4 protein-coding genes are annotated in these 12,771 nt (G+C 58.0%); 2 read left to right on the top strand and 2 right to left on the bottom strand.

The window, feature by feature from the left end; genetic code table 11:
• Positions 1-408 precede the first annotated feature (408 nt).
• Positions 409-1,482: an ABC transporter substrate-binding protein gene (locus ACA059_RS18105; protein ID WP_497630379.1), complete on the top strand. Its 1,074-nt coding sequence runs from the start codon at positions 409-411 to the stop codon at positions 1,480-1,482.
• Here the strand turns inward: ACA059_RS18105 and ACA059_RS18100 are convergent.
• Entirely contained in the window at positions 1,479-1,697 is a 219-nt protein-coding gene (locus tag ACA059_RS18100) for a DUF2970 domain-containing protein (RefSeq protein WP_140682680.1), read from the bottom strand. The two genes, ACA059_RS18105 and ACA059_RS18100, sit on opposite strands and share 4 nt — an antisense overlap.
• A gap of 152 nt (positions 1,698-1,849) precedes the next feature.
• On the opposite strand from ACA059_RS18100, the gene ACA059_RS18095 reads away from it, so the two are divergent.
• Entirely contained in the window at positions 1,850-8,911 is a 7,062-nt protein-coding gene (locus ACA059_RS18095) for an NEL-type E3 ubiquitin ligase domain-containing protein (RefSeq protein ID WP_497630378.1), read from the top strand.
• Positions 8,912-8,974: 63 nt separating this feature from the next.
• Here ACA059_RS18095 and metH read toward each other — a convergent pair whose 3' ends face one another.
• On the bottom strand, positions 8,975-12,685 hold the full coding sequence (gene metH, locus ACA059_RS18090; protein ID WP_497630377.1) for a methionine synthase: 3,711 nt from the start codon (positions 12,683-12,685) through the stop codon (positions 8,975-8,977).
• Positions 12,686-12,771: the final 86 nt, after the last annotated feature.

The raw sequence follows: 12,771 nt of genomic DNA, 5'->3' as shown, positions 1-12,771 counted from the left end.
GGGCAAGATACCAGTTTGCAGTTATGCGCAAAAGTGATGTTTGAGTATATGTAAAGAACCAAAACGACTAACGAGAACCGTTATTACTAAACCCTTATTTGTGGTGCGGGCAATCGTCGTCTTTACTGTGCTCGAGTCTTTATGCAATCACCGATAAAACCGACAAGAGGCGATGCAATGAGCAACCCTACCAAAACGTCAAAACCCGATAGCACGGTCGATGCTTGGGCCATTCTGTTCCTGATCATCCTGGTCGTGGGCACCGCGGTATTTTGGGTCAGCCATCAATAACCGACTCCGTCCGGGCCCTATTCCGACGATTGTCGGACAATTGCCCGAATAAACGCCGTTTTCCGGGACTTCGCTGGCTATAATGCGCGGCGAATTGCCGGGGGGCTCGGACGATCAATGTTGAAGTTTTTCTACTCATTCCTGCTGATGTGCGGCGCGGTTTACGGACCCGGTGCGCGCGCGGAATCAGTGCTGTTCCTGAGTCCCGGCAAGACTGACGAAGCCTTCTGGATCAGCTATTCGCAATTCATGCACGCGGCAGCCACGGATCTGGGCATTGATCTGCGAATTCTCTATTCCCGGCGCATGCCGGAGCTCACGCTGGCGCAAGCCCGTCAGGCGCTGCAAGGCCCCGACCGTCCGGACTATCTGGTGTTCGCCAACGAACAATACGTCGCTCCGCAGATTATTCGCCTGGCCCAGGGCAGCGGGGTGAAGCTGTTCATGGTCAACGCTTCGCTGACGGCCAATCAAATCAGCTTGCTGGGCGAGCGCCCTGAGCGTTTGGGCAGCCTGGTGCCCAACGACGAGGAGGGTGGCTACCTGATGCTCAAGGAACTGATTCGCCAGCATCCTCCTGCCGCGCCCGGTCAGGTCATCGAGTTGCTGGCGTTTTCCGGTCTGAAGATCACCCCTTCGGCACAACTGCGCGAGCAAGGCATGATGCGGGCCTTGGCCGAACACCCGGAAGTGCGCTTGCGTCAGCTGGTTTACAGCGGCTGGGCCCGGGAGCGGGCGTATGAACAGGCCAAACTGTTGTTCCGGCGTTACCCGAAGGTCTCGCTGGTGTGGTCAGCCAATGACGAAATGGCGTTTGGCGCCATACAGGCGTATTCGGAGACGGGTGGGATACCCGGCAAGGATGCGTTGTTCAGTGCGGTCAACACCTCGCCGGCGGCGTTACAGGCGACGGTCGACGGACGCATCAGCGTGCTGTTGGGCGGGCACTTCACGTTGGGCGGCTGGGCGCTGGTGGAGTTGCATGATCTTGAACAGGGCGTGGATCTCAGCCATTACGGCGGCCGAGACCGGCAAATCCCGTTGCTGCAACTGATCGACAAGGCACAGGCCAGGCGATTGCTGGCCATGGGGGAATCACCGGATTACGGTGTGAACTTCCGCCGTCTTTCAGCCAAGGGCCGGTCGACGTCGTATCGCTATCCGTTCAGCTTGCAAACCTTGATGCGCTAAACCCCGGCCAGATGCACCACCAGTTGCACGATGCCATACAGCGTCAATGCGAACACCGCGGTGAACAAAATCCCCAGAATCACGAAATGGCTGGGCTTGCCGTGAGTGAAGTCCCGGGCCCGGTTCTTCCCGCTCTGCACCCCGAACGCTGCCGCCATGACACTGTGCAGCATCTGCCAGAAAGTGGGCGGCTTTTTGTCGGCTGGATCGTCCATAAACCCCTCGTCTCCCGTTTGAGTAAGACAAGCATAGACAACCCACCGAAAGAAGATCGCCCCCGGCGCTACCCGGTATAAATATGTACCGCCCTGGACGACAAACCTGCTGATTGACTGGTGCTTCATTTGACAGCATCAGGTATTGCTACATGAGTGGAATCCCATCGGCCCAGGAAAAGGGCCTTCACAACCATTTCATCAAAAAAAAGCTGCATGATCGGATACGCCACCTGACCCCGGCAAACATCCGGGCTCTGGATCGGGCGAGAACACCGGGAGGCTTGGCCGAAAATGCCATGCCGGACTGGTTTCAGAAGGCCTTCAGCGACCAACGACAAACTGTACGGGACGACCAGAAGCGCAGTCGAACCTCCAACGAAACCCTGGCCAAAACACTCACCGGGCTCAAAGGGGTCACCGAATTCGCGCAACCGTTGCTCGAAGCGGCGTTGCAAAAAAAGTTCGGGTTGAAAGTTGATGTTGCGCAGACCTGGCTCTACGAGCCCTTTGCAGGCTCGCTGATCACCCACCAGACACTGCTGCAACTGGCACTGCGCAATTTTGAAGAAGACCAGGCGTTTGATGAACGTGACGTCATTGCTGAACGAGGTAAACAGGCTGCCTCTCTGGAAACTCAAGGAGGACTTTACGGTTGGGACTATCCGCAAAAGGGCCCTTCAACGCGCTACAGGATCAAGAAGCTACCGATAAAACCCGCCGATTTCGCCTCGCTATGCCGTGAACTGGATATCGGCAAGCAGTATCAGGAACACCTGACGGCGATGTTTGACGCCGCGGACAGGGCGGCCACCGTGCGCACCCAAACGGTCGGCGCGTGGAAGGACAGTCTGCGGGTGCATGCCCATATCGCCCACCTCAAATCGCTGATCACGCCATCGGCCTACAGCACATTGCTGGCCGTGCTCAACGGCGACAAATCGGCAACACTGGACGGTGAACGCGTCACTTTCAGTCAGTTGCATGTGCTGGGGTCGCCTGTCAGTGAGCTGTTTGTCATTGGCGCGAGCCGGCGCAAAGGTAAAAAGGTCAACTTCAGCTGGACCAATCCCGGGGTAAACCTGTTTGACGTACTGGGTTACCAGGACTCGCGGATCATCGTCTGTATTCCGGGTGATCCGGTGGCGCCGGTCATGGAATATGCCTCGCTCAAGTCCTTTGAAAATGACCTGAGCTACAGACTGCGTGATGTGAATTACCAGCGCTCTTTCCTCAGGCTCATCCCCCACGGTGATGCGGGCAAGTTCCTCGGCAAGATCAAGACTGCTCTGCAAACACTCAAATGGAACCCGGATTTCCCTTACCGTAAACAGACCCTCTTGGGGCACATAGACGGAATCTACGAAAATGTTTACCGGGACGAGCCGGCTCTTGATATCAGTGAAGAATTTTTTGACACGGAGCTGTTCGGCGAGCTGTACACGCGGCACCAGACGCGCCTGAAGGAGACTGCCGAGCAACTGGCGGTACCGACGGCCAAGGTCGATCATGACGCCTGGTATGAACGACTCGCCCGCTATGCCGAGTGGGGACTGAACATACTCAATGTGGCCGCATTTTTTGTGCCTGGCCTGGGCGAAGTAATGATGGCCGTGATGGCTGTGCAACTGACCACAGACATTTATCACGGGGTAGAAGCCTGGAGCATCGGGGACACGGATCAGGCCTGGAGTTATTTGAAGTCGGTGGCCGTGAACGTCGCATTCATGGCGGCTGTAGGTGCGGTTGCCAGTAAAGCGCCGAAAGTGCTGTCTACACCCATCGTCGATGGCCTGGTCAAGGTCAAATTGCCGTTTGGCAGCGAACAGTTGTGGCGGCCTGGTTTGACGCCTTACCTGAGCGACAGGGTCTTGCCAGCGGGGCTCAAGCCCAACAAGCTTGGACAGTATGAAGTGGACGGCAAGACCTATATCAGGCTCGACGATAACGTCTACGAAAAAACCTTCGACCCAAAGCTGAACAAATGGCGTCTCAAACACCCGACGGACCCGAACGCTTACTCCCCCCTTCTTGAACACAACGGGGAGGGCGCGTGGCGCCATCGTTTCGAGCGCCCGCTGGAATGGGATCGTGCCACCTTGTTACGACGTCTTGGCCCGGTCACCGACGGTATTGACGCGGCGACGCTGGAGAAAATCGCCGATATCAGCGGCGTTAACGACGGCGTGCTGCGCAAGATCCATACGGAAAACCTGCGCTTGCCATCAGCGTTATCCGACACGTTGCGGCAGTTTCAAATCGACCGTCAGCTCAATGACATGATTGAACAGATTCGTCTCGATCAGCCGGTGCCGGACAGCCGCTACAACGACGTCTTGCCGCAAGTGATCAATATGCCGCGTTGGCCGCAGGGGCGGGTGATCGACGTGTTCGACAATGCAAGCCTGAGCGGTGCTTCGTCCCGCTACGGTGAGGCGTCGACACCCGTGAAGCCGAACATCAAGATTTCCCGTGAGGATGTGTCTGCCGGGAAATTGCCCGAACGAGTGCTTGCGGCGCTGGATGAGCAAGAAATCGTTCGCTTGCTGGGGGGCGAAGGTGCGCGGGTCGAGGCAGAGCGTGAAGCGGTTTTTCGACAACAGCTTGGCGCCCGGCTTTCGGGCAATAAAACCTCATTGTTCGACAAACTCAGCCAGGACTCCAAGGCAACAACGCGTGAAACTCAGGCGCTGCAAGGTACTTTCCCCAGTCTATCGACGGACGCGGCGCAAGAAGTCCTGGCCAATGCCACAGCCAAGGAGTGGTTGCACATCAAACAAACCGGCCGACTCCCCACCAGTCTGTTGCTCAAGGGGCGTGCGCGCGCCCGGGTGACTCGGCTGAACGAGGCATTGGCCGGATTGCAGCTGGAGAGCATGGCGTCATCCGACAGCCAGCGCCTGGCGCTGCACAGCCTGGAAAAACTCCCCGGCTGGCCGAAAAACCTGCGCCTGGAAGTTCGTCAGGGCGATTGCGGCGGAAAACTGCTCGACAGCATCGGTAGCGAGACGGCCGAGCAAGTCAAATACCTGGTCAAGGACGGCTATCAACATCATCAAGCCAACCAGTTCCAGGCCTTCGACCAGCAAAAAAACTCGTTGAACAGCGTGCCGAAAGAAGGCGACAACTTTTTCTCTTCGGTCATACATGCGTTGCCGGACGACGTGCGCACTCAGTTGGGCATGTCCAATGTGACGCAGGGTGCCAAGTTACAAAAGACATTGACCACCTACGCCATGGGCCACCGTGATCAGATGATGGAAACCCTCGTGCCCAACGCCACCACGCCACGATTCCGTCCGCCGGTGCGACTGGCCGACGGCAGGGTCGGCTACCCATTGAGCGGGCGAGGTGCCGGAGCAACGGTGAATTCCTCGTTGGTCTCCAGGTTGCGGGATGTCTATCCGAACTTCTCCGATGAGTTGGCGGAATCGATGGTCATCCAGCTTGCGCAGGATGGCATGACCGAAACGCAGATCGCCAATCTTCTGAACATGCGGGGCCGGGAATACGAGGCACTGACGGCGCAGCTCGAACAATGGGTACGTAGCGGCGGCCCGAATACGGTCCGCCATCAAGTCGCACAAAACATTAAAGACGTCTGGCAGAAGAGGGGTATTTATGATGGCTACAGCGGTGTTTATCTGGACTTGGGCGCTGCAGACAGCCTGCCGGAACTGGCCGGCAACTTTCCTCACGTAAGTGCTCTGAATATGAGCGTTGGTGGAGTATTGAGTCAGACACCGGAAGCCTTTGTGCGCCAGTTCCCCAACGTCCGGTCGCTATGGTTGGGGATCCAGGGTGGCGTCGATAGGGTTCAACTGGCTGAGAGGCTAAAGGCACTGCCGAGTATTCGTGAACTGCGGATGGCAGGGCCGCTGGGTCCGGAATTCTCCGAAGCTGCCCAATCGGTGATAGACGCGATGCCACAACTGCAACGATTGGCCGTGATCGGCATGGCGGGCGAGCTGGATGTCAGTCGCCTGACTCAACTGCATTCGTTGAGTGTGTACGGAACGACAGAGGTCTGGCCGAAGGGCGCTCTGCAATTGCCGCAGCTCAGGTCGCTGGATCTTACTCACTCAAGCGTCAAGACACTTCCCCCTCAATGGCTATCCGGTCATGAATCACTATGGCCTGGCATGAAACTCAACTGGGCCAGGCTGAGCACTGAGGACTTCGTGAAGGCATACGAGTATGTGCACGACAATCCTGCGCATTTGCTGGATACCGGGCAAATGCTGGATCGTTATTGCCAAGGCGCGCTACAGAGCGCCCTGGAGACAAGCGACGAGCTTTCGAAGATTGCCCTTGGGCGAATGAAGGCTGAGGGGTTGGCAGGACGGGCGTTGCTGGCACGGATCAATGCACTGCGTCAGGACGGACAGGCATTGCGACAGCAACTGGAGGCATGGCAGCAGCGAACAGCAAGAGCCAATGGCCGGCAAGTCAACATTCGGGAACGAGAATCCGTTGCCCGGCGAATCCGTGAGTGCTGGCGTGATGGTCTGCGTAAACGCTATGGCGGTACGGAGGAGGCACAGTCTTCGCAACCTCAGGCCGGACCTTCAACGGTGCGGCCAGGGCCTGCCATGCCGCGACAAATCATTTCATCGAATCTTGATTTGTCCGGCTGGGCGCTGGGCGATCTGCCTGAACTGCCAGCGCTGTCAGCAACGAATTTTGCCCATGTGCAAACCCTGCAAATGTCGGGTGTGGTGGCCTCATCCGAGGATTTCAGTCGTTTTTTGAGCGGCTTCACTGACATTCGCGGGTTGGATCTGAGTGGCAATCAACTGCAGGATCTTCCGTCGGCATTGGGCAACCTCGGAAAACTCACTGATCTGGAGCTGAGCCGAAATCACCTGACAATGACCCCGAGTATGCAACAACGCTTGAACCGGTTGTCTGCCCTTGAAAGCCTGGACTTGCGCTATAACCGGCTCGATTCGCTGGATGTCAGCGCCATGACCCGCTTGAAGACCCTGCGTGTGGGTCATACCGCCATTAAAGACTGGCCAAAAGGTGCGTTGGACTTGTCCGGCCTCGGCAGGCTCGAGTTGAACAACAGCGCGATCACGACGATTCCTGAGGCTGCCCTGACCGGCCATGACGCTTTAAGGATCGATATGATTGGCTGTCGGTTGACGGCCAAGGCCCGCACCGATTTGCTGGCGAGTACTTCTTCCGAAACCCCCATGGGTATCTCCAGAGCCTACTTGCAGGTGGGCTTTACCATGGGTGAACCAGAGTACTTTCCGGTTCTGGTCGCGCAAAATCCGGACTTGTTATTGCCGCTGCCCGTTGTCCCTGGCTATGACCTGACACGCTTGACCCCGCAAGCCCGCTTGCGAAGGCTTGACCCGGATCTGCCAGGCGCCGAGGCGATACAGATGATTGATGAACTGACGTTACGCCATGGCGGCGCTGGCCCCCTGTATGAGCAATTGGCCAAATGGGACAGACAACATCAGGCATTGACGAAGACCCTGAACACATGGATCGAAACCCCACCACAGCAGATGGGTGAATCTTCTCCTCCTGTGTGGATTGCAGCCACCGAGCGTCGTCAGGCGGCTGACCGGATAATGGCGTGCTGGAGGCAGAACCTCCGCGGGGCGCAGGCCGTGGAGAGCGCATCGGGAGGTTACATCCTTGATCTGTCCGATAACCCCTTGGGCAATCTCCCGGCTCTACCCGGCGACTTCGCTCATGTCGGTGCGTTGAACCTGAACAACGTGTATCTGAGAGACGAGGGGTTAAGCGATTTCCTCGGCGCGTTTACTCATGTTCATACCCTGGCGCTGAATGCCAACGCAATGTATGCCTTGCCAGAGTCAGTGACCTCATTGAACAGCCTCAAGCGACTTTCGGCAGTCAATAACCGTTTTTCCGATGCGCCTCAACTCCAACGTCAGCTTGCAGGATTGAGCAACCTGGAGTCATTGAACCTGGCGGAAAACTGGCTTGAGTCGCTGGATGTCAGCCCTCTTACCGCTTTGCAGGCCCTCGATCTGAGTGGCAATCGCCTGATCGTCTGGCCGCAGGGAGCGCTTCAGCTCCCCTCGCTCAGCGCACTGGATTTGCGCGACAACATGATCGAGTCCATTCCGCGGGCCCTGATGGCCGACGAGCACAGGGTATTGCGTGCGGGCACGAATCTGGCCAGCAACGAAACCCTGGATGGCGAGAGCCTGCTAATGCTGCGTGATCAGGTGCTGGAAGGCGAGGAGATAATGGGATGGAGGGCAGGAGAGATTGACGAGGCGCTGGAGCGGTTTGAGAGCAGTAGCGACAGCGATAGCGATGACTCGATCGCAAGTGACGTAGAAGTGGATATGGATGAGGTGACAGGTACCGACGCCCGTGAGCGATGGATCGCTCCGTCAGCAGCCGACTCAGAGGAATTGATACGGATATGGAATGACTTCGAGCAAGTGCAAAACAGTCAGTTCTTCTTCAATCTGCTGACCAGAATGGAAGGTACGTCAGACTTTCTGACGGGACGTTCTGATCTTGTGCGGCGGGTCCATACCGTACTGAGGGTGGCCGATAGCGACGCAGGTCTGAGGGATACGATATTCGAAATGGCGAGGTCTGGCGCAACCTGCGTTGATGGTCAAATCCTGTTGTTCAGCGATATAGAAGTTAAGGCTTTCGAATTTGAGACCGCGAAGACAATTTCCCCAGGCCAACAAGGCAACGTCTTGTTCAGACTTGGCAGGAACCTGTTTCGCCTTGGGAAAGTCGAGGAAATCGCTAACCGCGACATTGTCCAGCGCCAGGCACAGCGCCGTTCAATTGACCCGGCGGAAGTGCGGTTAGCCTATCGTATTGGCCTTGCCGAGCGACTTGAGTTGCCGGGGCAACCAAGAGGCATGCGCTTTAGCGGCAACGTTTCGTCTGCCATGCTGGATGCGGCCCATGCTGAAGTGATCGCGGCAGAACAATCATCGGCATTTATTGATGATTTGGTCGGCCGCAAGTACTGGAGCGACTATTTGAAGGACAAATACCCTGAACGGTTCGCCCAGGTGCGAGAGGGTTTCGCAGGCAGAGAGCATGATGTAGACGAGGCGTATCCAAATTACGGCGAAGGCGCGCAGGAGCAGTATAAAACCGCCATGCAGGCGATAGAGGCAGACCTTCTCTTTGAGCAAGGAAAGTTGGTGCGCGAATTGTCTGAAAAAGAACGGACGCTGGTGGGGCTGTAACGTTAACCCTGCAGCTTTCATAAGAACCCCGGGAGTCGCACCAGTCGACTCCCGGGACCACCGTCAGTTGTCGTAACCCAGGTTCGGCGCCAACCACCGCTCGGTCACGCTCAATTCCTGACCCTTGCGCGATGTGTAGCTCTGCACCTGATCCTTGTCGATCTTGCCCACGGCAAAATACTGCGCTTGCGGGTGAGCGAAGTACCAACCGCTGACCGCTGCCGCCGGGAACATGGCGTAGTGCTCGGTAAGGAACACGCCGCTGCGGCCGGCTTTCATTTCCGAGGCCTCAGGGTCCAGCAGCTTGAACAGTGTGGATTTCTCGGTGTGATCCGGGCAGGCCGGGTAGCCTGGGGCAGGGCGGATACCGGTGTATTGCTCTTTGATCAGCGCCTCGTTGTCGAGCGTCTCGTCCTTGGCGTAACCCCAGTAGTCTTTACGGACTTGCTGGTGCAGCCACTCGGCGCACGCCTCGGCCAAGCGGTCGGCCAGGGCCTTGACCATGATCGAGTTGTAATCGTCGCCGGCATCCTGATAGGCCTTGGCCACTTCTTCGGCACCGATACCGGCGGTGGTGATGAAACCACCCACGTAGTCGGTCACTTCGCTGTCCTTTGGTGCAACGAAGTCGGCCAGGGAGAAGTTCGGCTTGCCGTCGGTCTTGATGATCTGCTGACGCAGGTGATGCAGCTTGGCAATCGGCTTGCCGTCATCGCCATAGACTTCAATGTCATCCTCACGCACCTGGTTGGCCGGCCAGAAGCCGAACACCGCACGGGCGCTGATGAGTTTTTCGTCGATCAGCTTGGCGAGCATTTCCTGGGCATCGGCGAACAGTGCGGTGGCGGCTTCTCCGACCACTTCGTCCTGCAGAATGCGCGGGTATTTGCCGGCCAGGTCCCAGGAGATAAAGAACGGCGTCCAGTCGATGTATTCGGCCAGGACTTTCAGGTCGATGTTGTCCAGCACCTTGGCACCGGTAAACGTCGGTTTGACCGGCTCGTAAGTGCTCCAGTCGAACTGTGGCTTCTTGGCGATGGCCGCCGGGTAGCTCAGGCGTTCGGTGCGGGCGCTGCGGTTGGCGGTGCGCTCGCGGACTTCGATGTATTCCAGGCGAGTCTTCTCGATGAACGCCGGCTTCAATTCCTTGGACAGCAACTGCGTCGCCACGCCCACGGCGCGGGAAGCGTCGGTCACGTAGATCACTGCATCGTTGTTGTATTTCGGCTCGATCTTCACCGCCGTGTGCGCTTTCGAGGTGGTCGCGCCACCGATCATCAGCGGCAGATGGAAGTCCTGACGCTGCATCTCGCGGGCGACGTGGACCATTTCATCCAGCGAAGGGGTGATCAGCCCGGACAGGCCGATGATGTCGCACTTCTGCTCCTTGGCCACTTGCAGGATTTTCTCTGCCGGCACCATTACGCCGAGGTCGACGATGTCGTAGCCGTTACAGCCCAGCACCACGCCAACGATGTTCTTGCCGATGTCGTGCACGTCGCCTTTTACCGTCGCCATGAGGATCTTGCCCTTGGCTTCCGGTTTGTCGCCTTTTTCCAGTTCGATGAACGGGATCAAGTGGGCCACGGCCTGCTTCATCACGCGGGCAGATTTCACCACTTGTGGCAGGAACATTTTGCCGGCGCCGAACAGGTCGCCGACGATGTTCATGCCGGACATCAGCGGGCCTTCGATCACTTCGATCGGGCGGGCGAACGACTGACGGGATTCTTCGGTATCTTCAACAATGTGCGTGGTGATGCCTTTGACCAGCGCATGCTCCAGTCGCTTGTTGACGGGCCAGCCGCGCCATTCTTCGGTCTCGGCTTCCTTGACGCTGCCGTCACCCTTGTACTTGTCGGCAATGGCGAGGAGGGCGTCAGTGCCTTCCGGGGTGCGGTTGAGCACTACGTCTTCCACGGCGTCACGCAGTTCGGCCGGGATCTGGTCGTAGATCTCCAGCTGGCCGGCGTTGACGATACCCATGGTCAGGCCGTTGCGGATCGCATACAGCAGGAACACCGAGTGAATCGCCTCGCGCACCGGGTTGTTGCCACGGAACGAGAACGACACGTTGGACACGCCACCGGAGGTCAGCGCATACGGCAGTTCGTCACGGATGTAGGCACAGGCGTTGATGAAGTCCACAGCGTAATTGTTGTGTTCTTCGATGCCGGTGGCGATGGCGAAGATGTTCGGGTCGAAGATGATGTCTTCCGGCGGGAAGCCGACTTCGTTGACCAGAATGTCGTAGGAGCGTTTGCAGATTTCTTTTTTGCGCGCTTCGGTGTCGGCCTGACCGGCTTCGTCGAAGGCCATCACGACGACTGCGGCACCGTAGCGTTTGCACAGTTTGGCGTGATGAATGAACTGCTCGACGCCTTCCTTCATGCTGATGGAGTTGACGATGCCCTTGCCCTGGATGCACTTGAGGCCGGCTTCGATCACTTCCCATTTTGAAGAGTCGATCATGATCGGTACGCGGGAGATGTCCGGCTCACCGGCAATCAGGTTGAGGAAGGTCACCATGGCCTTCTTCGAGTCGAGCATCCCTTCGTCCATGTTGATGTCGATCACCTGGGCGCCGGCTTCGACCTGTTGCAGGGCGACTTCCAGGGCTTCGGTGTAGTTGTCTTCACGGATCAGGCGGGCGAACTTGGCGGAACCGGTGATGTTGGTCCGCTCGCCGACGTTGATGAACAACGAGTTGCGATCGATGGTGAACGGCTCCAGGCCCGACAGGCGGCAGGCCTTTGGAATGTCCGGAATTTCACGCGGCGCATAGCCGGCCACGGCGTTGGCGATGGCTTCGATGTGGCCCGGCGTGGTGCCGCAGCAACCGCCGACGATGTTGAGGAAGCCGCTTTGGGCGAACTCTTCGATGACCTTGGCGGTTTCCGACGGCAGCTCGTCGTACTCGCCGAATTCGTTCGGCAGGCCGGCATTCGGGTGCGCCGACACGTGGGTGCCGGCCTTGTTCGACAGCTCTTCCAGGTAGGGGCGCAACTCACTGGCGCCGAGGGCGCAGTTCAGGCCGACCGAGATCGGTTTGGCGTGAGCCACGGAGTTCCAGAAGGCTTCGGTGGTCTGGCCGGAGAGCGTGCGGCCGGAGGCGTCGGTGATGGTGCCGGAAATCATGATCGGCAATTCGATGCCCAACTCCTCGAACACCCCTTGCACGGCGAAGATCGCCGCTTTGGCGTTCAGGGTGTCGAAAATGGTTTCGATCAGGATCAGGTCGGCGCCGCCTTCGATCAGGCCTTTGGTGGCCTCGGTGTAGTTTTCCACCAGTTCATCGAAGGTCACGTTGCGGTAACCGGGGTTGTTCACGTCCGGCGACAGCGAGCAGGTGCGGCTGGTCGGCCCGATCACGCCAGCGACGAAACGCGGCTTGTCCGGGGTTTCCAGGGTCTTGGCATCGGCCACCTTGCGCGCCAGCCGAGCGCCTTCTACGTTTAACTCGTACGCCAGGCCTTGCATGCCGTAGTCAGCCAGGGAAACCTGGGTGGCGTTGAAGGTGTTGGTCTCCAGAATGTCGGCGCCGGCATCCAGGTAGGCTTTCTCGATCGATCCGATCACATCCGGGCGCGTCAGCACCAAGAGGTCGTTGTTACCTTTCACATCGCTAGGCCAGTCGGCGAAGCGTTTGCCCCGGTAATCCTGTTCCTCGAGCTTGTAGCTCTGGATCATCGTGCCCATGCCGCCATCGAGAATCAGGATGCGCTCTTTGAGGGCGTGCTTGAGGGCTTGAAGGCGAACACTGCGATCGGACATTGGGACTACTCGGAAAGACCATGACGAAGGGGCGGGATAATAGCAAACCTGTGCGGTTTTAGAGCATGTCCCGGTTTTGCATGAAT

The organism is Pseudomonas sp. LBUM1647 (genome assembly GCF_059716175.1).
This window is presented reverse-complemented; position numbering and strand designations above follow the sequence as displayed.

What these genes read in the sequence shown, in the direction of transcription:
- ACA059_RS18105 (WP_497630379.1), top strand. Translation starts at nt 409, where the DNA reads ATGTTGAAGTTTTTCTACTCATTCCTGCTGATGTGCGGCGCGGTTTAC.
- ACA059_RS18100 (WP_140682680.1), bottom strand. Translation starts at nt 1,697, where the DNA reads ATGGACGATCCAGCCGACAAAAAGCCGCCCACTTTCTGGCAGATGCTG.
- ACA059_RS18095 (WP_497630378.1), top strand. Translation starts at nt 1,850, where the DNA reads ATGAGTGGAATCCCATCGGCCCAGGAAAAGGGCCTTCACAACCATTTC.
- metH (WP_497630377.1), bottom strand. Translation starts at nt 12,685, where the DNA reads ATGTCCGATCGCAGTGTTCGCCTTCAAGCCCTCAAGCACGCCCTCAAA.